Origin of the sequence: Pantoea sp. App145 (assembly GCF_047947045.1) — a bacterium.
Classification (GTDB): domain Bacteria; phylum Pseudomonadota; class Gammaproteobacteria; order Enterobacterales; family Enterobacteriaceae; genus Pantoea.
This window is the reverse complement of record NZ_CP133290.1, coordinates 1,751,238-1,773,373: the sequence shown is the minus strand read 5'-3', so window position 1 is coordinate 1,773,373 and position 22,136 is coordinate 1,751,238. Positions and strand designations below refer to the sequence as shown.

The 22,136-nt window shown below is 52.6% G+C and carries 20 protein-coding genes; 11 read left to right on the top strand and 9 right to left on the bottom strand.

From position 1 onward, the window contains the following. Positions 1-3 precede the first annotated feature (3 nt). The 6 genes from RCF31_RS08160 to RCF31_RS08135 form a co-directional block, all read right to left on the bottom strand. A complete protein-coding gene (locus RCF31_RS08160) occupies positions 4-333 on the bottom strand; it encodes a cytochrome o ubiquinol oxidase subunit IV (RefSeq protein ID WP_084873144.1) in 330 nt (109 codons plus the stop codon). Continuing rightward, positions 333-950, bottom strand: coding sequence for a cytochrome o ubiquinol oxidase subunit III (locus tag RCF31_RS08155; RefSeq protein ID WP_084873146.1), 618 nt, complete (start codon positions 948-950; stop codon positions 333-335). Before RCF31_RS08155 ends, RCF31_RS08160 begins: the two co-directional genes overlap by 1 nt. Further along, positions 950-2,932: a cytochrome o ubiquinol oxidase subunit I gene (gene cyoB / locus RCF31_RS08150; protein WP_299456974.1), complete on the bottom strand. Its 1,983-nt coding sequence runs from the start codon at positions 2,930-2,932 to the stop codon at positions 950-952. Before cyoB ends, RCF31_RS08155 begins: the two co-directional genes overlap by 1 nt. A gap of 4 nt (positions 2,933-2,936) precedes the next feature. Next, positions 2,937-3,848, bottom strand: a complete 912-nt coding sequence (gene cyoA, locus RCF31_RS08145; protein WP_299456972.1) for a cytochrome o ubiquinol oxidase subunit II — start codon at positions 3,846-3,848, stop codon at positions 2,937-2,939. A gap of 436 nt (positions 3,849-4,284) precedes the next feature. Next, on the bottom strand, positions 4,285-5,778 hold the full coding sequence (ampG, locus tag RCF31_RS08140) for a muropeptide MFS transporter AmpG (RefSeq protein ID WP_416413024.1): 1,494 nt from the start codon (positions 5,776-5,778) through the stop codon (positions 4,285-4,287). 53 nt (positions 5,779-5,831) lie between these two features. Then, positions 5,832-6,410: a lipoprotein gene (locus RCF31_RS08135; RefSeq protein ID WP_084873154.1), complete on the bottom strand. Its 579-nt coding sequence runs from the start codon at positions 6,408-6,410 to the stop codon at positions 5,832-5,834. Positions 6,411-6,680: 270 nt separating this feature from the next. On the opposite strand from RCF31_RS08135, the gene bolA reads away from it, so the two are divergent. The 9 genes from bolA (at position 6,681) to RCF31_RS08090 (ending at position 17,065) form a co-directional block, all read left to right on the top strand. After that, positions 6,681-6,995, top strand: a complete 315-nt coding sequence (bolA, locus tag RCF31_RS08130; protein WP_084873155.1) for a transcriptional regulator BolA — start codon at positions 6,681-6,683, stop codon at positions 6,993-6,995. Between the two features lie 302 nt (positions 6,996-7,297). Then, positions 7,298-8,602, top strand: a complete 1,305-nt coding sequence (gene tig, locus RCF31_RS08125) for a trigger factor (RefSeq protein ID WP_084873158.1) — start codon at positions 7,298-7,300, stop codon at positions 8,600-8,602. 337 nt (positions 8,603-8,939) lie between these two features. Continuing rightward, the gene (clpP, locus tag RCF31_RS08120) at positions 8,940-9,563 is read left to right on the top strand and encodes an ATP-dependent Clp endopeptidase proteolytic subunit ClpP (protein ID WP_084873160.1); all 624 of its coding nucleotides are present in this window, start codon (positions 8,940-8,942) and stop codon (positions 9,561-9,563) included. A 129-nt stretch (positions 9,564-9,692) separates the two neighbouring features. Continuing rightward, positions 9,693-10,964 (top strand): ATP-dependent protease ATP-binding subunit ClpX, encoded by a 1,272-nt coding sequence (gene clpX / locus RCF31_RS08115; RefSeq protein WP_167136586.1) that lies wholly within the window; start codon positions 9,693-9,695, stop codon positions 10,962-10,964. A 190-nt stretch (positions 10,965-11,154) separates the two neighbouring features. Then, the gene (gene lon, locus RCF31_RS08110; RefSeq protein WP_084873164.1) at positions 11,155-13,509 is read left to right on the top strand and encodes an endopeptidase La; all 2,355 of its coding nucleotides are present in this window, start codon (positions 11,155-11,157) and stop codon (positions 13,507-13,509) included. Between the two features lie 213 nt (positions 13,510-13,722). Then, positions 13,723-13,995 carry a nucleoid-associated protein HU-beta gene (hupB, locus tag RCF31_RS08105; protein ID WP_014606441.1) on the top strand — a complete coding sequence of 91 codons (273 nt, stop codon included), beginning with the start codon at positions 13,723-13,725 and terminating at the stop codon, positions 13,993-13,995. A gap of 237 nt (positions 13,996-14,232) precedes the next feature. Continuing rightward, entirely contained in the window at positions 14,233-16,101 is a 1,869-nt protein-coding gene (gene ppiD, locus RCF31_RS08100; RefSeq protein ID WP_299456938.1) for a peptidylprolyl isomerase, read from the top strand. Positions 16,102-16,240: 139 nt separating this feature from the next. Then, positions 16,241-16,564, top strand: coding sequence for a helix-hairpin-helix domain-containing protein (locus RCF31_RS08095; protein ID WP_084873166.1), 324 nt, complete (start codon positions 16,241-16,243; stop codon positions 16,562-16,564). Between the two features lie 102 nt (positions 16,565-16,666). After that, positions 16,667-17,065, top strand: coding sequence for an acyl-CoA thioesterase (locus RCF31_RS08090; protein ID WP_299456934.1), 399 nt, complete (start codon positions 16,667-16,669; stop codon positions 17,063-17,065). A 43-nt stretch (positions 17,066-17,108) separates the two neighbouring features. Here the strand turns inward: RCF31_RS08090 and queC are convergent, their stop codons facing one another. Further along, positions 17,109-17,804: a 7-cyano-7-deazaguanine synthase QueC gene (queC, locus tag RCF31_RS08085; RefSeq protein WP_416413023.1), complete on the bottom strand. Its 696-nt coding sequence runs from the start codon at positions 17,802-17,804 to the stop codon at positions 17,109-17,111. 26 nt (positions 17,805-17,830) lie between these two features. Then, entirely contained in the window at positions 17,831-19,558 is a 1,728-nt protein-coding gene (locus RCF31_RS08080) for an SgrR family transcriptional regulator (RefSeq protein ID WP_416413022.1), read from the bottom strand. A gap of 93 nt (positions 19,559-19,651) precedes the next feature. Here RCF31_RS08080 and cof point away from each other — a divergent pair, with 93 nt between their 5' ends. Further along, on the top strand, positions 19,652-20,476 hold the full coding sequence (cof, locus tag RCF31_RS08075) for an HMP-PP phosphatase (RefSeq protein ID WP_416413021.1): 825 nt from the start codon (positions 19,652-19,654) through the stop codon (positions 20,474-20,476). Positions 20,477-20,510: 34 nt separating this feature from the next. Here the strand turns inward: cof and RCF31_RS08070 are convergent, their stop codons facing one another. Further along, positions 20,511-21,545: a PLP-dependent cysteine synthase family protein gene (locus tag RCF31_RS08070; RefSeq protein ID WP_416413020.1), complete on the bottom strand. Its 1,035-nt coding sequence runs from the start codon at positions 21,543-21,545 to the stop codon at positions 20,511-20,513. 115 nt (positions 21,546-21,660) lie between these two features. Here RCF31_RS08070 and RCF31_RS08065 point away from each other — a divergent pair, with 115 nt between their 5' ends. Next, positions 21,661-22,122, top strand: coding sequence for an Lrp/AsnC family transcriptional regulator (locus RCF31_RS08065; protein ID WP_084873177.1), 462 nt, complete (start codon positions 21,661-21,663; stop codon positions 22,120-22,122). The last annotated feature ends 14 nt before the right edge of the window (positions 22,123-22,136 follow it).

Here is a 22,136-nt window from a genome sequence, read left to right as displayed (position 1 = left end):
CTCTTAGTGGACCATCATGTTGTAGTTGAGGTTCCACATAATCCACAGTGAGCCTACGACGACAATCAGGATAATAACTGCCGCAAAGACAATGGCCACCATGTTCCAGCCACCCTCAGATTTGCTGTCCAGATGCAGGAAGTAAACCAGATGCACCAGCACCTGAACCACCGCACACACCAGAACCACACCCAGAATGGTGCCGTGAGAAGCGCTGCCATCCATCACCATCCAGAACGGGATTGCCGTCAGGATGATCGACAGGATGAAGCCAATCATGTAGGACTTCACGCTACCGTGAGATGCACCATGGTCAGTTACAGAATGACTCATTACATGGCCCCCATCAGATAAACAATGGTGAATACGCAGATCCACACCACATCGAGGAAGTGCCAGAACAGGCTCAGACACATGATACGAGTGCGGTTAGTCGCCGACAGGCCACGTTTGGAGATCTGGAACATCAGAACGGCCATCCAGATCAGACCAGAGGTGACGTGCAGACCGTGCGTACCAACCAGGGTAAAGAATGCCGACAGGAAGCCGCTACGGTCTGGACCGAAGCCTTCCATGATCAGGTGATGGAATTCATAGATTTCCATCCCGATAAATCCGGCACCGAACAGGAAGGTCAACGCCAGCCAGCTGATGACCGCGCCCTTGTTCTGGTTGTTCATCGCGATAACTGCCATACCGTAGGTAATGGAGCTCAGCAGCAGCAGCGCGGTTTCTACCAGTACAAACGGCAGTTCGAAGATATCTTTACCTGCCGGGCCACCGGCAGTGTTGTTGACCATGACTGCATAAGTCGCAAACAGGGTTGCGAAGATGATGCAGTCACTCATCAGGTAGATCCAGAAACCAAAGACTTTATTGGCTCCTGCATCGTGATGCCCATGCTCCGCATGGGCGTCGTGGTGGTGTGTCGTCACAGTTTGAGTTGACATTATTTCAGACCTGCTTTGCTGATTTCGTCAAAGTGCTTCTTCTCGATCTGCTCGATTTCCGCAACCGGTACGTAGTAATCCACGTCTTCATCGAAACTCTTCACAATCCAGGAGATGATCATGCCCAGGAAGGCAACAACCACCAGCCACCAGATGTGCCAGATAGCCGCGAAACCGAAGATCGTACCGAAGGCAGCGATAACAATGGCTGCACCACTGTTTTTCGGCATATGAATTTCTTCATATTTAGCCGGCTGCTGATACGCTTCGCCTTTCTCTTTCATTTCCCAGAAAGCATCGCGCTCGTGAACGTGCGGGATTACAGCAAAGTTGTAGAACGGCGGCGGTGAAGAGGTTGCCCACTCCAGCGTACGACCGCCCCACGGGTCACCGGTCAGGTCACGGTTCTGGTCGCGGTCACGCACAGAAACGTAGAACATGATCAGCTGGCACAGGATGCCACAGGCAATCAGCGCAGCACCGCAAGCGGCAACTACCAGCAGTGAGTGGAACTGCGGATCGATGTCCTGGCTGATACGACGGGTCATACCCATGAAGCCCAGCGCGTACAGCGGCATAAACGCAACGAAGAAGCCGATGATCCAGAACCAGAAGGCGCGTTTGCCCCAGGTCTCGTTCAGGGTGAAGCCGAAGGCTTTCGGGAACCAGTAGGTCACGCCAGCCATACAACCGAACACCACACCACCGATGATGACGTTGTGGAAGTGCGCAATCAGGAACAGGCTGTTGTGCAGGACGAAGTCCGCACCCGGTACCGCCAGCAGAACACCTGTCATACCACCGATAGAGAAGGTGACCAGGAAGCCGATAGTCCACAGCATTGCTGAGTGGAACTCGACACGACCCTGATACATGGTGAACAGCCAGTTAAAGATTTTCACGCCGGTCGGAATCGCGATGATCATCGTCATGATACCGAAGAAGGCGTTTACGTTCGCGCCCGCACCCATGGTGAAGAAGTGGTGCAGCCAAACGATGAACGACAGTACGGTAATCGCGATGGTCGCCCACACCAGAGAGGTGTAACCAAACAGACGCTTTTTCGAGAAGGTCGCAGTGACTTCAGCGAAGACACCAAATACCGGCAGAACGAGGATGTATACTTCCGGGTGACCCCAGACCCAAATCAGGTTGACGTACATCATCATGTTACCGCCCATTTCATTGGTGAAGAAATGGAAGCCGAGGTAACGGTCGAGGGTCAACAGTGCCAGCGTGACGGTCAGAACCGGGAACGCAGCGATGATCAGGACGTTAGTACACAGGGAAGCCCAGGTAAATACCGGCATTTTGAACAGGTCCATGCCCGGCGCACGCATCTTCAGAATGGTCACGAAGAAGTTGATACCGGTCAGCGTGGTCCCGATACCAGATAGCTGAAGACTCCAGATCCAGTAATCGACCCCGACCCCAGGACTGTACTCCGCACCCGAAAGCGGCGGATAGGCCAGCCAGCCAGTCTGTGCGAACTCGCCCACACCCAGCGACAGGTTAACCAGGATCACACCGATCGCAGTGAACCAGAAGCTCAGGTTGTTCAGGAACGGGAAGGCAACGTCACGTGCACCGATTTGCAGCGGTACAGCGATGTTCATCAGACCGACCACGAAAGGCATCGCCACGAAGAAGATCATGATCACGCCGTGGGCGGTGAAGATCTGGTCGTAGTGGTGTGGTGGTAGTATGCCTGCTTCCCCGGCGGAAGCCATAACCTGTTGGGTACGCATCATCACCGCATCGGCGAAGCCGCGCAGCAGCATGACAAACGCCATGATGATGTACATGACACCCAGTTTTTTATGGTCGATTGACGTCAGCCATTCAGACCAGAGATATTGCCATTTACCAAAGTAGGTGATGGCTGCAATGACAGCCAGACCACCTATGATGATACCGGCAACCGTGACCATGATAATCGGCTCATGGTACGGCACTGCATCCAGTGTTAATTTTCCGAACATCGTATTATTCCTCGGCTCCGGCGTGACTCATGTCCATGCCTGCAGGCATGTCCATCTTCCCGTGGCTCATCTTGAACTTATCAATAACTTGCTTGAACAGTTCTGGATTGGCTGTTGAGAAATATTCCACCGGGTGATTTTCGCTTGGCGCAGCCAGTTTCTCGAAATCATCCATGGTGGTCAGCGTGTCAGGTGCCGCTTTAACTTTGGCGACCCACTGCTGGAATTCCGCATCGTCTTTGGTGGCAATGGCTTTGAACTTCATACCAGAGAAACCGCGACCACTGAAGTTAGCAGAGATACCGTCGAAAATTCCCGGCTCGTTGGCGATCAGGTGCAGTTTGGTCTGCATGCCCGCCATCGCGTAGATCTGGCTACCCAGCGTAGGAATAAAGAAGGAGTTCATGACGGAGTTGGAAGTAATTTTGAAGCTGACTGGCGTGTTTGCCGGGAAGGCAATTTGGTTAACGGTTGCAATACCCTGTTCCGGGTAGATAAACAGCCATTTCCAGTCCAGCGCCACGACATCGATCTCAACCGGTTTCACGTCAGAGGCCAGCGGTTTGCTTGGCTCCAGCGCGTGGGTTGATTTCCAGGTCAGAACGCCGAGGAAGAGAATGATCAGGATTGGAATGGTCCAGACCACGGCTTCCACTTTGTTAGAGTGTGACCAGTTGGGGCTATACTTCGCTTCGGTATTGGTCGCCCGATATTTCCAGGCAAAAAATACCGCCATAAAGACTGCGGGGATAACGACGATCAACATCAAGCCGAAAGCTGTCAGAATCAACGAACGTTGCTCCAGTGCAATCTGTCCTTTGGGATTTAACAACGCACTATCGCAGCCGCTGAGTAATACAGCGCCTGCAATTAATGACAAAATCCCCAAACTTTTATTGTATTTCCTGAGTCTCATTTAACGACCTCAATGACAAAGGGCTCTATTGTCGTTTAAGTGTGCGCGCATTTTACGGGAAGGTTTATACAGTGTAAACCAGCTTAAGGATGTGTCAGGAGCCTGTTGACACCTTTTGCTAAGGGTGTCACAGATGTTGCGTAGGGTGACAAATTATTAAAAGAGACAAGCAGTTGGCGTCAATATAACAAAAACAAATGATAGTAACCGCAGTAAAAACAGGGAAAGCATAAACCGTACTTTTAATACCCATTTATTTAACAATTTTGCATCATTTATGCGATAAGAAAGCTACAAAATAATTGCTCACCGGTTTTTAATATTTTCTGCGATTGTTAATTTAATGTTTCTTTTTGTCGTTGCGAAAAAATGCTATCTACTAAAATTAGTCGCAGATATTTTTTCGTCAATTATTTCGCCAACCACAATATAGTGATTAAGACTGATGCTGTTTTATCCGCGGGTGTTTTCGCAGCGCCAGGTAATCCAGTGTCACCCCAAATGCCACGGCGATTAAGGCCAGGGCCATTCCTGCCTCAAACAGATGTGTGACCAAATTCCCGCTTTGCCAGATTCCTGCGGCGCCGAGCGCCAGCGCCAGCAACCACAGAGCCAGCAATGCACATCCGAGGCTGAACAGGCGCACGGTCCAGCGATACCCCTGCGGGCAATAGCTACGGGTGATAAATTCGCCGCTTTCCTGGATCGCCTGAAGCGTGTTACGGCATACCCAGAGTAGCAGCAGGCCCGGTACACCGGCGAAGACCGTAAAGGCGTAAAACGTTGACCAGCCCCAGAGTTCAACCAGCCAGCCAGCCGCGGGGCCGACATATACCCGGCCAACGGCAGAAAGTGCCGAGAGCAGGGCGAACTGGGTGGCGGAAAAGGATTTATTGCAGAGCGTCATCAGCAGCGCGACAAAGGCTGCCGTGCCCATCCCACCGCACAGGTTCTCGATAAATACCGCGCTGGCCATACTCCACAAATGCGGTGGAGTGACCGCCAGCAACCAGTAAGCAAAGTTGGATACCGCCTGTAACACGCCAAAGATCATCAGCGCGCGGAACAGGCTCAGGCGTTGCATTAACATGCCGCCATACAGCGCACCCACGATGGTGGCCAGTAAGCCAAGGGTTTTATTGACCAGCCCGACATCGCCTGCATTAAAACCGACGCCCCGGATCAGGAACGTGGTGGTGAGTGAGGCTGCGAACGCATCGCCCAGCTTATAAAGGATGATCAGCGTGATGAGCAACCAGGCATTGTTGCGCAGGAAGAAGTCTTTCAGTGGTAGCGAAACCGCCTGGCGCAGGCTGTGCGGCTCATTGGCCGGGACCGCCGGCTCTTTTGCCAGCAATGTGGCGATTAGGCCAGGCACCATCAGCCCGGCCATCAACCAGTAAGTGGCCTGCCAGCCCAGGTAGCGATCGGCCAGCCACAGCGCGAGACCGCCGGAAATCAGCATCGCCAGGCGATAACCTAATACGGTAATTGCCGCGCCACTGCCGCGCTCTTCGGGCGGCAGTATGTCGGTTTTCCACGCATCAAACACAATATCCTGTGAGGCGGAGCAGAAGGCGACCAGCACTGCAAGGGCCGCCAGCAGCGTTAAATCGCGTGAGGGCTGCATATAGCCCATCGCGATAATGCCACCGATGAGCGCCAGTTGCGTAACCAGCAACCAGCCACGGCGACGGCCAAGAAAAGGCGGGGTGTAACGGTCCATCATCGGTGACCACAGGAACTTGAACACATAGGCCTGGCCGACAAGGGAGAAAAAACCAATGGTTTTCAGATCAACGTTCTCAACGGTCATCCATGCCTGCAATGTCCCTGCAGTTAACGCCAGTGGCAGTCCGGAAGCGAAACCCAGCAGCAGTAAAACGGCGGCGTTACGTTGGGTAAAAATGCGCAGATAGTGAGAAGTCATAGCCAACCTGAAGTGAAGCCCGGCCAGAGGAGGCCGGGCGAAGAACGGCGAGATTAACGGGCGTTCTGTTTGATGAAGTTATGTACGCTGGTGTCCTGCGCCATATCAGCAATCACGTCGCCAAGCGTGGAGTTAACCGCGTTGGTGATCTTGTCGTTGGTCGCAGTGAATGCGCCTTCTACGCTGTAGGTCTGGCGGTAGTTTTTAATCTGTTTGTTACCATTTTTCGCGGTAGCAATAATAGAAATGTCCGCTTTAGTGGTAATGCTGTAACGCACGTTGCCCTGTGTCACATCGGCATACAGACCATTGACCACAATTTGCAGATCAACCGCGCCATTCGGGCCAACCATATAGCCACGTGCGGTCATCTGTTTCTCCAGCACTTCCTGCAGCAGGAAACGCAGGTCACGGGATGGTGTGAGGGTGACCAGCTGGCCGTCGCGGTTTACTTTTGCCAGTGCCTGATCGCTACGTTGATCGGCGCCATTGATGCTGACGGTCACGCCCATCAGGCTTGGATCCTGCTGTGGCAGCTGAATTTTTGGTTCGATATTCAGCGTCGTATTATTGCTGGCGCAGCCGGCCAAAATAAATGCAGCCAGCAGAGGGAATAACAGTTTTTTCAACATACTCATTCTCGTTAGCGGGTATATAGGTTGGTTTGCAAAACTGCGGCCATCATAGCATTGCATGACAGCGAAAAAAGCCCTCCGCCAGTGGAAATTGATTGTAAAGGCTTTTTTCAGATTGACTGAGCTAAACCCCCGTTGACCTGCGTGGCAGGCAGGTTAAGATGCGCAGCGCACATTATTTTTTCCAGCTTCCCTGCGGAAATGGTTAAAAACCTACTAATATTTAAACAGATGAGGCACAGCGCTCGCCGTAGAGGAGTGTTAACAATGATTCGCGAAGAAATAGAAGAAAAGCTGCGTAAGGCATTCGACCCTGCACACCTCGAAGTGCATGATGAAAGCTACCGTCATAACGTGCCTGCTGGTTCTGAAAGTCACTTTAAGGTGGTGATCGTCAGTGACTGCTTTACCGGCCAGCGTTTTTTAGCCCGCCATCGCTCCATTTACAGTGAGCTAACGGCTGAGTTTGCAGGAGGCGTACATGCGCTGGCACTGCATACTTACACACAAAAAGAGTGGGATGGCTTACAGGACACGGTGCTGGCTTCCCCTAATTGTCGTGGTGCTGGTACGCTCGCCTGATTTTTCTTACTTAATCTATATAAAACGGCCTGCGGGCCGTTTTCTCTTCCTTATTTACTCCTAAACGCGATCTGCGGCGCAAAAAAGCAGCAAAACCGTTTAAAAGTGGTGACTTTGCAGCCTCGACTCGCCCCGGTGATGCCGCTATAATGCGGCGTCTATTTTTCCGGAATGTCTTCGGGAGCTTCTGACAACAGGGAACAGGTTCTGTCAGCAGATGCCCTCCCGTTAGTTGGATACGGCGCATTTCATATGTGTGGTGTCTGAAGTTGACCGAGCACGTGATTTTTTGAGGTAGCAAGATGACAGTTTCAGTAGAAACCACTCAGGGTCTGGGCCGTCGCATTACGATTACTGTTGCAGCTGACAGCATCGAAAGCGCAGTGAAGAAAGAACTGGTGGATGTGGCGAAGAAAGTCCGTATCGATGGTTTCCGTAAAGGCAAAGTGCCGATGCAGATCGTAGCTCAGCGCTACGGTGCATCTGTTCGCCAGGACGTGCTGGGCGATCTGATGCAGCGCAACTTTGTTGACGCCATCATTAAAGAAAAAATTAATCCGGCTGGTGCACCGAACTACGTTCCAGGTGAATACAAGCTGGGTGAAGACTTCACCTTTACGGTTGAATTCGAAGTCTATCCGGAAGTTGAGCTGAAAGGCCTCGACACCATCGAAGTTGAAAAGCCGGTTGTTGAAGTGACCGACGCTGACGTCGATACCATGCTGGAAACCCTGCGCAAGCAGCAGGCAACCTGGAAAGAGAGCGATGCAGCCGCTGGTGCTGAAGATCGCGCGACCATCGACTTCACCGGTTCTGTTGACGGCGAAGAGTTCGAAGGTGGTAAAGCCTCTGACTTCGTTCTGGCCATGGGCCAGGGCCGCATGATCCCGGGCTTTGAAGAAGGCGTTGTGGGTCACAAAGCCGGTGAAACCTTCACCATCGACGTGAAATTCCCGGAAGATTACCACGCGGAAAACCTGAAAGGTAAAGACGCTAAGTTCGAAATCGTACTGAAGAAAGTTGAAGTACGCGAACTGCCGGAACTGACTGAAGAATTCATCCAGCGTTTCGGCGTGGAAGATGGTTCAGTAGCAGGTCTGCGTACTGAAGTACGTAAGAACATGGAGCGTGAGCTGAAAGGCGCAATCCGTAACCGTCTGAAGTCTCAGGCGATCGACGGCCTGGTTAACGCCAATGCTATCGACGTGCCGGCTGCCCTGATCGACAGCGAAATCGATGTTCTGCGTCGCCAGGCGGCTCAGCGTTTCGGTGGCAACGAGAAGCAAGCGCTGGAACTGCCGCGCGAGCTGTTCGAAGAGCAGGCGAAACGCCGCGTTGTTGTGGGTCTGCTGCTGGGCGAAGTGATTCGCACCAACGAGCTGCAGGCTGATGAAACCCGCGTTAAAGCGCTGATCGAAGAGATGGCTTCTGCGTACGAAGATCCGCAGGAAGTAATCGAGTTCTACAGCAAGAACAACGAGCTGATGAACAACATGCGCAACGTAGCGCTGGAAGAACAAGCAGTGGAAGCGGTGCTGGAAAAAGCAAAAGTTACCGACAAAGCGACTAACTTCCAGGAACTGATGAACCAGACTGCTTCAGCCTGATTCGTTAGTTAACACGAAGTGCGAAGCCCGCGACCAAAAAGTCGCGGGCTTTTTATTTTTTTCGCTAAAGTCCCTGGATTTGTCTTCTATTTGATTAATTAATCGGCAAATTCTTCGCTAAGCTCTTTTTCCGTGTTAGCGATTAGGGAAAAGGTTGTTATGCTTGAAATAACTGGGCAGCATCCCCAGATACAGGGAGAATGCATGAAGACAGTGAAACTGACTGATTAACCGTCCTGTTGGTGTCGGAGTGAGGAGGCAGCGCATGGTTTTCGTCGCACGCCTCACGTAAAATCGGTACAGAATGTTGCCAACGAAATTTATCCAGGAGACGGTAATGTCATACAGTGGCGATCGTGAATTTACTGCACCGCAGATGGCGCTGGTGCCAATGGTGGTCGAACAAACCTCGCGCGGCGAGCGTTCTTACGACATCTATTCCCGCCTGCTCAAAGAGCGTGTGATCTTCCTGACCGGCCAGGTTGAAGATCATATGGCTAACCTGATCGTGGCGCAGATGCTGTTTCTGGAAGCGGAGAATCCTGAGAAGGATATCTACCTCTACATTAACTCACCGGGTGGTGTGATTACCGCCGGTATGTCAATTTATGACACAATGAAATTCATCAAGCCTGACGTAAGCACCATTTGTATGGGCCAGGCTTGTTCGATGGGTGCGTTCCTGCTGACCGCAGGCACGAAAGGCAAACGCTTCTGCCTGCCTAACTCGCGTGTCATGATTCACCAACCGCTGGGTGGTTATCAGGGGCAGGCTACGGATATTGAAATCCATGCGCGTGAGATTCTGAAAGTTAAGCAGCGTATGAATGAGCTGATGGCTGAGCATACCGGTAAATCGCTGGAGCAGATCGAGCGCGACACTGAGCGCGATCGTTTCCTCTCTGCCAGTGAAGCGGTAGAGTATGGCCTGGTCGACTCCATTTTGACGCATCGCCAATAAGACACATCTGCCTGGCTCCTGCGCTATAGTTAACAGGACGAAGGGCAGGTGGGTTGAATGAATATCGGCCGTAAATGCACGGCCAGTGCCGTACGCCAGTATGGCCTGAGAACGAAAAGAGGTTAGCTGATGACAGATAAGCGCAAAGACGGTTCAGGTAAGTTGCTGTACTGCTCTTTTTGCGGCAAAAGCCAGCATGAAGTGCGTAAGCTGATTGCCGGGCCGTCAGTGTATATCTGCGACGAATGTGTCGATTTATGTAACGACATCATTCGCGAAGAGATTAAAGAGGTTGCCCCGCATCGCGAGCGCAGTGCGCTGCCGACGCCGCATGAAATCCGCCATCATCTCGATGATTATGTCATCGGTCAGGAAAAGGCGAAAAAGGTGCTGGCTGTGGCGGTGTACAACCACTACAAGCGTCTGCGCAATGGCGATACCAGCAATGGTATCGAGCTGGGCAAAAGTAACATTCTGCTGATCGGTCCAACCGGTAGCGGGAAAACCTTGCTGGCGGAAACGCTGGCACGTTTGCTGGATGTGCCGTTTACCATGGCCGATGCAACCACGCTGACTGAAGCGGGTTATGTGGGCGAAGATGTGGAAAACATCATCCAGAAACTGCTGCAGAAATGCGATTACGATGTGCAGAAAGCCCAGCGCGGCATTGTTTACATCGATGAAATTGACAAGATTTCACGCAAGTCTGACAACCCGTCAATCACCCGTGACGTATCGGGCGAAGGCGTGCAGCAGGCGTTGCTGAAACTGATCGAAGGCACCGTGGCTGCCGTACCGCCGCAGGGTGGACGTAAGCACCCGCAGCAGGAATTTTTGCAGGTTGATACCTCGAAGATCCTGTTCATCTGTGGTGGCGCATTCGCCGGTCTCGACAAAGTGATTTCCCAGCGCGTAGAAACCGGTTCAGGTATTGGTTTCGGTGCGACGGTGAAAGGCAAGTCACAGAAAGCCAGCGAAGGTGAACTGCTGTCACAGGTGGAGCCAGAAGATCTGATTAAGTTCGGTCTGATTCCTGAGTTCATTGGTCGTCTGCCAGTAGTTGCTACGCTGAACGAGCTGAGTGAAGAAGCCCTGATTCAGATCCTGCGTGAGCCGAAAAATGCGCTGACCAAACAGTACCAGGCGTTGTTTAACCTGGAAGGTGTGGAGCTGGAGTTCCGTGATGAAGCGCTGACGGCGATTGCTAAGAAAGCGATGTCACGTAAAACCGGTGCGCGTGGTCTGCGTTCAATCGTGGAAGGTGCGTTACTCGAAACCATGTACGACCTGCCTTCAATGGAAGACGTGGAGAAAGTAGTGATTGATGAGTCGGTTATCGATGGTCAATCAGAGCCGATGTTGATTTATGGTAAGCATGAAGCGCAGGCTTCTGGCGAATAAATAAACAATTAAACCACGTTGTTATCTTAAAAAAGGGGAAAATCTTTCCCCTTTTGTTTTTCTCACGCCTGTGACATTGAATGTCGGATAAGCATCCCCATATACTCAATATCCTGTGGGTTTAACTGCAAATTGACTGTGTTCAGGCGGTTCCCATCACCTGGCGGACATTAAACTAAGAGAGAGCTCTATGAATCCTGAGCGTTCTGAACGCATTGAAATCCCCGTGTTGCCGTTGCGCGACGTGGTGGTTTATCCGCACATGGTAATTCCGTTGTTTGTTGGTCGGGAAAAATCGATTCGGTGCCTCGAAGCCGCGATGGATCATGATAAAAAGATCATGCTGGTTGCACAGAAAGAGGCTTCAACGGATGAACCTGGTATTAACGATCTCTTCTCTGTAGGGACCGTCGCTTCGGTATTGCAAATGCTGAAGCTGCCGGACGGCACGGTCAAAGTGCTGGTTGAAGGTTTACAGCGTGCCCATATCACCACGCTGGCAGACAACGGCGACCACTTTGTAGCCCAGGCTGAATATCTGATCTCGCCGGAAATTGAAGAGCGCGAGCAGGAAGTGCTGGTCCGTACCGCTATCAATCAATTTGAAGGCTACATCAAGCTCAACAAAAAAATTCCTCCTGAGGTCCTGACCTCACTGAATAGCATTGACGATGCAGCCCGTCTGGCTGACACCGTTGCGGCGCATATGCCGTTGAAACTGGCAGACAAACAATCCGTGCTGGAGATGTCCGACGTTAACGAGCGTCTGGAATATCTGATGGCAATGATGGAGTCTGAAATCGATCTGCTGCAGGTTGAGAAGCGTATTCGCAACCGCGTGAAAAAGCAGATGGAGAAAAGCCAGCGCGAGTATTACCTGAATGAGCAGATGAAAGCGATTCAGAAAGAATTGGGCGAGATGGACGATGCGCCTGATGAATATGAAGCGCTGAAACGCAAAATCGAAGCGGCAAAAATGCCAGACGAAGCGCGCGAAAAAGCCGAAGCTGAGCTGCAGAAGCTGAAAATGATGTCGCCGATGTCGGCTGAAGCAACCGTGGTACGTGGCTACATCGACTGGATGGTGCAGGTACCGTGGAATGCGCGCAGCAAAGTGAAGAAAGATCTGCGCAAAGCCCAGGAAACGCTGGATACCGATCACTACGGCCTGGAACGCGTGAAAGACCGTATCCTTGAGTATCTTGCGGTGCAAAGTCGCGTCAGCAAAATCAAAGGACCGATCCTGTGTCTGGTCGGACCGCCGGGGGTAGGTAAAACCTCGCTGGGCCAGTCTATCGCCAAAGCGACAGGCCGTAAGTATGTCCGTATGGCACTGGGTGGCGTGCGTGATGAAGCGGAAATCCGCGGTCATCGTCGTACCTATATTGGTTCTATGCCGGGCAAACTGATCCAGAAAATGGCGAAAGTCGGGGTGAAAAACCCGCTGTTCCTGCTGGATGAGATCGACAAAATGTCTTCGGACATGCGTGGCGATCCTGCTTCTGCGCTGCTTGAGGTGCTGGATCCGGAACAGAACATCGCCTTTAACGATCACTATCTCGAAGTGGATTACGATCTGTCAGACGTGATGTTCGTGGCGACCTCAAACTCAATGAACATCCCGGCGCCGCTGCTTGACCGTATGGAAGTGATTCGTCTTTCCGGTTATACCGAAGATGAAAAACTGAACATCGCGAAACAGCACCTGCTGCCGAAACAGATTGAGCGTAATGCGCTGAAAGAGAAAGAAATCAGCGTCGATGACAGCGCGATTATGGGCATCATCCGCTATTACACCCGTGAAGCGGGCGTGCGTAGCCTGGAGCGTGAACTCTCCAAATTGTGCCGTAAAGCGGTGAAAGCGTTGCTGATGGATAAAGAGAAAAAACACATCAGCATCAACGGTGACAACCTCAAAGATTTCCTTGGGGTACAACGCTTTGACTATGGCCGTGCTGACAGCGAAAACCGTGTAGGTCAGGTGACGGGTCTGGCGTGGACAGAAGTGGGTGGTGATCTGCTGACCATCGAAACCGCCTGTGTACCGGGTAAAGGTAAACTGACCTATACCGGTTCACTGGGTGAAGTGATGCAGGAATCCATCCAGGCCGCTTTGACCGTGGTTCGCGCCCGCGCTGAAAAACTGGGTATTAACGGCGATTTCTACGAGAAACGTGATATCCACGTTCACGTGCCGGAAGGTGCGACGCCGAAAGATGGTCCGAGCGCAGGTATCGCGATGTGTACTGCGCTGGTGTCCTGTCTGACCGGCAACCCGGTGCGTTCTGATGTGGCGATGACCGGTGAGATCACGCTGCGTGGTCAGGTACTGCCAATTGGTGGCTTGAAAGAGAAACTGCTGGCAGCACACCGTGGTGGCATCAAAACGGTGCTGATCCCGGATGAGAACAAACGCGATCTGGAAGAAATTCCACAGAACGTGATTGCCGATCTGACCATTCATCCGGTGAAACGCATTGAAGAGGTGCTGAACCTGGCACTGGAAAATGCGCCTTACGGGATGCTGGTTGCGACCGCAAAATAGTGATTAACGGCAAAAACCGCTAAAAAGCGAGGCTGGCAGGCCAAATGGTGCTTGCCAGCCTTTTTTTGTGCCGCTAAGTTAGGGGGCTGCTGGATCAACGATTAAGATGAATACCGTTGTTTCGGCTCGAAAGGCTTGATATAACTGGCTGCGCGTTCGTACCCGGCGGGAAGCTCGGATACGATGTGAATAATAAAAGAGGGGATGAATAGAGTGAATAAGTCACAGTTGATCGACAAAATTGCTGCGGATGCGGATATTTCTAAAGCGGCAGCGGGACGTGTATTAGATGCATTCATGGGCTCCGTTTCTGATGCGCTGAAAGGCGGTGATGAAGTGGCACTGGTTGGTTTCGGTACTTTCTCTGTTCGTGAGCGCGCTGCTCGCACCGGCCGTAACCCGCAAACCGGTAAAGAAATCACCATTCCGGCTGGTAAAGTGCCGGGCTTCCGTGCTGGTAAGGCACTGAAAGACGCTGTCAATTAATGACTGTTGTCACATCCGTTGAAGCATTTTCTTCGATGGATTGAGGACGCAAAAGCCGTTCTCATGTAACATACGGGCACATCATTTTTGATGTGCCTTTTTTATTCTGATGCGCAGCAAAAAGCCTTTGGCTCTTGTCTCCGCAGGGTTGCCAGCTGCCAGCCTGAACTGCAGCTGCACGATGATGACATCGTGTCAGAGCTTTACATTCACACTACAGCGGAGTGTTGTCATACCATGATGGACAATTTACGTGCGGCGGGAAATCACGTCGTGCTCAAAATCATTCTGGGATTGATTATCCTGTCCTTTGTACTGACCGGGGTGGGCAACTACCTGATTGGCGGTAACAGTGATTATGCTGCCAAAGTGAACGGCCACGAAATCAGCCGGGCAGAGCTGGAACAGGCTTATAACAATGAGCGCAATCGCCAGCAACAGATGCTGGGTGATCAATTCTCGCAGCTGGCCAGCAACGAAGGCTATATGCAGCAGATGCGCCAGCAGGCGCTTTCTCAGTTGATTGATCAGGCTCTGCTTGATCAGTACATCAAAGATTTACACATTGGTATCAGCGATGATCAGGTCAAGCAGGCGATTTTCAGTCAGCAGGCTTTCCAGACCAATGGTAAGTTCGACAACGTCAAATATAACGGCCTGATCAGCAGCATGGGGTTCACCGCTGACCAATACGCTGAAGCACTGCGTAAGCAGCTGGCGACACAGCAGCTGATCAACGCTGTGGCCAACACCGATTTCATGCTGAAAGGCGAAACCAGCAAACTGGTTGACCTGGTGGCACAGCAACGTGAAATTCGTCAGGCGACGATTGATGTCAATGCGCTGGCGGCAAAACAAACCGTGACTGACGATGAAATCAGCCAGTATTACCAGCAGCATCAGAGCAGCTTTATGGCGCCTGAGCAGTTCCGCGTGAGCTATATCAAAATGGATGCCGCCAGCCTGCAGGAAACGGCCAGCGAAGCGGATATCCAGAGCTGGTTCGATCAGCACAAAGCCGATTATTCTCAGCCGCAGCGTAACCGTTACAGCGTGATTCAGACTAAAACTGAAGCAGATGCTAACGCCGTGCTGGATGCGCTGAAAAAAGGCGAAGACTTCGCGACGCTGGCGAAGAGCAAATCTATCGACCCGATCTCCGCCCGTAAAGGCGGTGACATGGGCTGGCTGGAACCGAACACTACCCCTGATGAACTCAAAAACGCCAATCTGACGGAAAAAGGTCAGCTCTCTGGTGTCATCAAGTCATCCGTGGGCTTCCTGATTGCGCGTCTGGATGACATCCAGCCGGAGCAGGTGAAACCGCTGGCAGAAGTACATGCTGCCGTTGCTGACAAAGTGAAGCAGGAAAAAGCGGTGGATGCCTTCTATAAAATGCAGCAGAAAGTCAGCGAAGCGGCCAGCAACGATAACGAATCCCTGGCGGGTGCCGCCGAGGCTTCAGGTCTGAAAGTGGTGGAAACTGACTGGTTTAGCCAGGACAGCGTACCGCAGGATCTGGATTTCGACGCGGTTAAACAGGCGATTTTCAACGGTGGTCTCGTGGGTCAGAACGGTGCGCCGGGCAATAACTCGGACATCATTTCAGTCGATGGTGATCGCGCGTTTGTACTGCGTATCAGCGAACATAAACCAGAAGCAGTGAAACCGCTGGATCAGGTGAAAGCGCAAATCGCCGATACTCTGAAACATGATAAAGCCACGCAGCAGGCGAAAGAGCAGGCGAACAAACTGTTAGCCGATCTCAATGCCGGTAAGCAGGATGTGTTGCAGGCCGCCGGTCTGACGCTCAGCGCCAGCAAATCGGTTGATCGCAACGCGCAGGATCCGGTCGCGCAGTCAGCATTTAATCTGCCACAGCCAGCGGATAACAAACCGTCCTGGGGTGTGAGCGAAGATATGCAGGGCAATGTGGTACTGGTGGCCCTGGATAAAGTCAGCGCGGGTAGCATGCCGCAGCCGCAGATTGACCAGATGGTGAAAGGTGTGACGCAGAATAACGCGCAGATCGCCTTCGAAGCCCTGCTGGAAAACCTGCGTAAAGACGCCAAAATCAAGTACGGCGCAGCCGCACAAATGCAGTAAGCCTCGCAAAAAAATCAGAACCGCTGAAACAACCAAAGGCCGCGTATGCGGCCTTTTCCATTTCTGATTATCCGCTTTTGAGCCTTTATCCATGCTGTGACACCCTGCATCTGCTGTTAAACACAAGGAGAGACACAGCATGGTCAAACACACTTTTCAGGTTTTATTCTTCTCGCTGGCCCTGGCTGGCACGGTCGCTACCTCTAGCCTGGCTGCGGCGGAAAGTCCCAGTGAAACTCAGGCCACACAGGTTTCATCACCGGCAGAAGGGCAGATCAGCATCAATGAAGCCACAGCAGAGGAACTCGCCGCCGCCATGAATGGCATCGGTCTGAAGAAAGCCCAGTCCATCGTCAGCTATCGGGAACAGTACGGCCCGTTTACCGCGATTGATCAATTAAAGGAGGTGCCAGGCATTGGCAGTGCGTTGGTTGAACGTAATAGCGCCCGGCTGAAATTGTGAGAAAGCTCGCGACTCATGAAGGATGAAGCAGACCTGCATTTACGCTGTGCTATGCTCAACAGGTCCAACCAGTTGTCATTCTAAGCCTAATCAGGAGCAACAATGCAGACCACAATCAAAGTGCGCGGCTACCATCTTGATGTCTATCAGCATGTTAACAACGCGCGTTACCTGGAGTTTCTGGAGGAAGCGCGCTGGCAGTGGCTGGAAGATGTCGATGCGTTTAACTGGCTGGTACAGCAGAAACTCGCCTTTGTGGTGGTGAATATCAACATTAACTATCGCCGCCCGGCTGTGCTGGGCGACGTACTGACCATTGAGAGTGAGATTGCTCAATTGAATGGCAAGAGTGGTGTCATTTCGCAACGTGTGTTGCTCGCCAGCGATGGTTCGCCGGTTGCTGATGCGGCATTAACTTTTGTTTGTATTGATTTGCGCACGCAAAAAGCCGTGCCGATGGAAGGGGAGCTGCGTGAACGTCTGGCGGCACTGATGGTTTAGCTGACAGAGCTGGCGTCAGCGACGCCAGCCGATTTCGGAGGGATCAGGCCAGAGCACTTTTCTGTTTCATCTGCGCCATAATCGCCGCTGCATTCGCCTGGTAATCCGCCAGACCACGCGCACGTAAATGGCAGGCGGCACATTCGCCACAACCATCGCCTTTTACGCCGTTATAGCAGGTCAGCGTTTCAGCACGTACCAGTGGCAGTTGCTGCCAGTAGTCGGCCAGCGCCCAGGTTTCGGCTTTGTTCAGCCACATCAGCGGTGTTTCGAAACGAATATTGCGCGCCATTCCCAGACTGACGGCGGTATTCAGGGCCTTAACAAACTCATCGCGGCAGTCAGGGTAGCCGGAGAAGTCAGTTTCGCACACGCCGGTGATCACCGCTTCGGCTTCAACCTGATAGGCATAAATTGAGGCCAGCGTTAAAAACAGGATGTTGCGACCCGGCACAAAGGTGCTTGGCAAACCACTGGCTTCAGGATCATACGCCGGGACCGGGATGTTATCGCGCGTCAGGCTGCTGACGGCTAATTCGTTCAGCAACGTCACATCCAGCACTTTGTGCGCCCGGGCACCGAGCTTATGCGCCAGTTCGGATGCCACCTCAATTTCTTCACGATGGCGCTGACCATAATCAAAGGTGACGCAATGCACTTCATCATATTGTTGCAACGCCTGAATTAAGCAGGTGGTGGAGTCTTGTCCGCCACTAAAAACTACAACGGCTCTTTTCATCTTTTCTTCCGTATAAAACCGAGCCGTTATGGTAATGGCTCGGGGGTGTGATGAACAGTATCGACTGCGGCTGGTGGTGGTATCCAGGCACGCGTGAAGTCGAACCAGCCCAGGCTATTGAGTTGAATGCCTTCCACGCCGGGCGGGGCTGAAATCTGGTAGCGATAATTAAATAATGGCAGCAGATAACCGGCGCGCATCAGTTGCTCAAACAGCTGGTGGCTAAGAATAGCACGCTGATCCGGGTTCTGTTGTTGAGCGATCTCGCGCAAATGTTGACGCAAATGGATGTCACTTTGCCCACCCCTGAGCGGTTGCCATACCGGATCGTTTTCCAGCCAGCTGATCAGGGTAAACAGTGGCGCATCGCCAATCAGACGATCACCCATCACCACGTCTGCATCGGCCAGCTCGCGTTCATCGCGCCAGCTTTTCACATCATGGAATATGCAGGTCAGCTGGCAACCATAGCTGGCCAGCAGGGGTTTCAGTGCTTCAGTCATCACATGAAGCTCAACCGGCAGATGATAATGCAGTGTCAGTGTGGCGGGCAGCGGCGCATTTTCTTCGGCGGGTGGGGGGACTGGCCAGCCGGGCAGCAGCTCCAGGCTTGGCGTGATGAGCCCCTCATCCAGCGGTAACTGCTGAATCATGCCGCTACGCTGAATCAGTGAAATCAGGGTTTTGGCTTGTGCTGAGCTGAGCCGGGATGAGATGCGCGGTGCCAGGTAGCAGAATCCCAGGCTGATGCTGCGATCGACCGGGCGCAGAGCATCAAGCTCGTCAGGATCACCAATAGCAATTTGCACCGGATGGCGACAACTGGTGCCAAGGGTACGATCAAACAATTGCGGGGTGATCCAGTATTCAACGGCCTGGATCAGCGGCCGTTGTAGATGCCAGCGCGGGTGGCTTTCCAGTCGCACCAGTTCATCGGTGAAATGCGCCAGTTTCCACGCACCACTGCCGATGGTAGCAAGCTCCGGGTGTGGCAACAGGCAAAACTGATGCGCCAGTCGTTGTGGCAGCCAATAATCACTGTGGCGCAGGCGGATACGCAGCGCCAGCGGGTGAGGGGCAGTGATGCTTTCAACCGAGGCCAGCAAGCGTAATCCTGGTGCGCTACGCAGAATCTTGTGTAACTGCGTGACCAGTTGCGTGGCATACAGCGGTTCATCGTTATGCCAGCTGAGCTGCGGCCGCAGCCAGAAAAACCAGTCGCAGCCACTTTCATCATGCTGCCAGTGATGGGCTAAGTCGCCTTCAACATCATTGTCCCGAAAGCGCGTCAGCCCGGAAAAGATCTGACGGGCGAGGTGTTGTTCGGCGCGCCCGGTCAGATGCAGCGGCAGCAGCGCTTCGAGGGACCGATAGTAAGGAATACGCAGTACCGGGGCCTGATTGAGCCATTGTCCGCCCATCAATGGGCGCAGCATCGTTAGCAAATGCTCCGGTTGCACATCCAGCACCTGCAATGCCTGCGTTGCTTCCCCCGCCGCAAGCTGCTGCTGCAAAAGTTGCTGGCGTAGCTGATCCGGGGTGGTGAGAAAGGTCAGCGTTCCCTGTTTACCGCGTCCCGCGATGCCCTGCCAGCGCAACCAGTCGGCCTCCTGCCATTGCCGTAACAGGGTGCGGATATGGCGTTCACTGCAAAAACAGTGCTGTGCCATTGTCGCGACACTCAGATGCTGCGTTTCACCCTGGCTAAGTTGCCAGAGACGCTGAAATTGATTGACCCGATTAAGCTGGCGCATATCTAAACCCGGAACAGTTTTCTAAAAGTATTCACTATTAGTTCCGTAATTACCAGGCGATAGTAAAGGTCTCTAACCGACAGGAGAATTCGCATGGTCCGCCTCGCGGCATTTGATATGGATGGCACGCTGTTGCTGCCAACACATCGCTTAGGCAAAGAAACGCTCGCCAGTCTGCACGCCTTACACCATCGTGACGTCACGCTGACCTTTGCCACCGGACGTCATTTGCTGGATATGCAACCGGTGGTGAAGGAGCTGATTACGCTGCCTGCATGGCTGATTACCGGGAATGGCACGCGCGTGCACGATCTGGATGGCAACCTGTTATTTGGCTGCGATTTGCCGCCATCGATCGCCGAAGAGGTGCTTCATCGCCACTGGCAAACTCCCGCGTCTATCCATGTATTTAATGATGAAGGCTGGTTTACCGACAAACCGTTGCCCTTTGTACGCGAAGCGCATGTGATGAGTGGTTTCCAGTATCAGCTGCGTGACCTGAAGACAATGTCAGCTCATGAAGTGACCAAAATCTGCTTTATTGCCCCGCATGAAACACTGCGTGCCCTGGAAATCGAACTGCGTGAAGCGCTGGGCGAACGTGCGAATATTTGTTTTTCTGCCTGGGATTGTCTGGAAGTACTGCCACTGGGTTGCCACAAGGGGGCTGCACTGACATGGCTGTGCCAGCACCTTTCACTGTCGTTAGCGGATTGCATGGCGTTTGGCGATGCCATGAACGATCGCGAAATGCTGGAGCAGGTAGGTAACGGCTTCATTATGGGCAACGCCATGCATCAATTGAAAGCGGTGTTGCCCCATTTACCGGTTATTGGCCATTGCGAGACACAGGCGGTGTCTCATTATTTAAATCACTGGATGACCACACCACACCTCGATTATTCCCCCGAATGCTGAGGTTTGCAGTGAACCGGACAGGATGTCCGGTTTTTTATTGCAGTTCACGCACCCACGGCGCGATATCGCCAATGTGATCAGCCACCCATTGGGGATCGTAATAGGTATCCGGATAACGCTCGCCACTGTCGCATAAAATGGTTACCAGCGACCCCTGCTCCCCCTGAGCCCGCATACGCTTCGCCACCTGCATCATGCCCCAGAAGTTAGTGCCAGTGGAAGCTCCCGGTCGGCGTCCTAAAATCTGCTCCAGTTTCAGCATCGCTGCAATGGTTGCGGCGTCCGGCACTTTCATCATTTCATCAATGACATCCGGCATGAACGAGGGTTCAACGCGTGGGCGGCCAATGCCTTCAACCATGCTGCCACGTTCGCTGCGCAGCTGGTTATCACGGCTATGCCAGTAATCAAAAAAAACCGAATGCTGTGGATCGACCACCAGCAGCCGGGTGTCAAAACCCTGATAGCGAATATAACGTCCCAGGGTAGCGGAAGTACCGCCGGTGCCAGCACTCATGATCAAGGTATGCGGTACCGGGAAAGGTTCATGCGTCATTTGGCGGAAAATACTTTCGGCAATATTGTTATTACCCCGCCAGTCCGTAGCACGTTCAGCGTAGGTGAACTGGTCCATAAAATGGCCATTCAGTTCACACGCCAGGCGCTCTGATTCGCTGTAAAGCTGGCAGGGGTCGCTGACGAAGTGACATTCGCCGCCATAAAAGCGGATCTGCTCAATTTTACGTTTGGCGGTACTGGCAGGCATCACCGCGATAAACGGCAGCCCCAGCAGACGGGCAAAATAGGCTTCCGATACCGCCGTACTGCCGGATGAGGCTTCTATAATGGGTGTCCCGTTGCGGATCCAGCCATTCGCCAGACCATACAGAAACAGCGACCGTGCCAGACGATGCTTCAGGCTGCCGCTGGGATGGGTGCTTTCATCTTTCAGATAGAAACGAATGCCGGGGAAATCATCCAGCGTAAAGCGAATCAGGTGTGTATCAGCAGAACGCTGAATATCAGCGTTAATTTCGTTGATAGCGTGACGAATCCAGGGCGTTTGCATGCTGTGTTTCCGCAAAATTGAATGGCCACAGTTTAAGGCACTGGCAGGAAAAAGAGGTTGCTTTAATCTGGGTATAATGGCCCGATGAGAGAAAAATTTTCTCCCGGAGAGGTAAATGCTAGATAAAACTGACCGTAAACTGCTGGCATTATTGCAGCAGGACTGCACCCTGTCGCTACAGGCGCTGGCGGATGCGGTCAATCTCACCACCACGCCGTGCTGGAAACGCCTGAAAAAACTGGAAGATGATGGCATTATTCGTGCGCGCGTTGCGTTGCTGGACGGGGAAAAAATCGGCCTGGCACTGACGGCGTTTATGTTTGTCAAAACCCAGCAACACAGCAGTGACTGGTACCAGCAATTTGTCAGCGTCGTCCAGCAGATGCCGGAAGTGATGGCGTTCTATCGTATGGCCGGGGAATACGACTATCTGCTGCGTATTCAGGTCGCGGATATGAAAAGTTATGATGGTTTTTATAAGCGGCTGGTGAATGGCGTACCGGGCCTGATTGATGTGACCTCCAGCTTCGCCATGGAAGAGATTAAATACACAACCGCATTGCCGGTGGCACCCTGAACGGGTAAAGAAAG

Bases quoted from the DNA above. Each gene is read 5' to 3' on its own strand.
- RCF31_RS08155 (WP_084873146.1), bottom strand. From the start codon at position 950: ATGTCAACTCAAACTGTGACGACACACCACCACGACGCCCATGCGGAG.
- ampG (WP_416413024.1), bottom strand. From the start codon at position 5,778: ATGACTTCTCACTATCTGCGCATTTTTACCCAACGTAACGCCGCCGTT.
- RCF31_RS08090 (WP_299456934.1), top strand. From the start codon at position 16,667: ATGCAGACCACAATCAAAGTGCGCGGCTACCATCTTGATGTCTATCAG.
- RCF31_RS08070 (WP_416413020.1), bottom strand. From the start codon at position 21,545: ATGCAAACGCCCTGGATTCGTCACGCTATCAACGAAATTAACGCTGAT.
- clpP (WP_084873160.1), top strand. From the start codon at position 8,940: ATGTCATACAGTGGCGATCGTGAATTTACTGCACCGCAGATGGCGCTG.
- RCF31_RS08065 (WP_084873177.1), top strand. From the start codon at position 21,661: ATGCTAGATAAAACTGACCGTAAACTGCTGGCATTATTGCAGCAGGAC.
- cyoB (WP_299456974.1), bottom strand. From the start codon at position 2,932: ATGTTCGGAAAATTAACACTGGATGCAGTGCCGTACCATGAGCCGATT.
- ppiD (WP_299456938.1), top strand. From the start codon at position 14,233: ATGATGGACAATTTACGTGCGGCGGGAAATCACGTCGTGCTCAAAATC.
- RCF31_RS08160 (WP_084873144.1), bottom strand. From the start codon at position 333: ATGAGTCATTCTGTAACTGACCATGGTGCATCTCACGGTAGCGTGAAG.
- RCF31_RS08080 (WP_416413022.1), bottom strand. From the start codon at position 19,558: ATGCGCCAGCTTAATCGGGTCAATCAATTTCAGCGTCTCTGGCAACTT.
- bolA (WP_084873155.1), top strand. From the start codon at position 6,681: ATGATTCGCGAAGAAATAGAAGAAAAGCTGCGTAAGGCATTCGACCCT.
- cof (WP_416413021.1), top strand. From the start codon at position 19,652: ATGGTCCGCCTCGCGGCATTTGATATGGATGGCACGCTGTTGCTGCCA.
- RCF31_RS08095 (WP_084873166.1), top strand. From the start codon at position 16,241: ATGGTCAAACACACTTTTCAGGTTTTATTCTTCTCGCTGGCCCTGGCT.
- lon (WP_084873164.1), top strand. From the start codon at position 11,155: ATGAATCCTGAGCGTTCTGAACGCATTGAAATCCCCGTGTTGCCGTTG.
- tig (WP_084873158.1), top strand. From the start codon at position 7,298: ATGACAGTTTCAGTAGAAACCACTCAGGGTCTGGGCCGTCGCATTACG.
- clpX (WP_167136586.1), top strand. From the start codon at position 9,693: ATGACAGATAAGCGCAAAGACGGTTCAGGTAAGTTGCTGTACTGCTCT.
- RCF31_RS08135 (WP_084873154.1), bottom strand. From the start codon at position 6,410: ATGTTGAAAAAACTGTTATTCCCTCTGCTGGCTGCATTTATTTTGGCC.
- cyoA (WP_299456972.1), bottom strand. From the start codon at position 3,848: ATGAGACTCAGGAAATACAATAAAAGTTTGGGGATTTTGTCATTAATT.
- queC (WP_416413023.1), bottom strand. From the start codon at position 17,804: ATGAAAAGAGCCGTTGTAGTTTTTAGTGGCGGACAAGACTCCACCACC.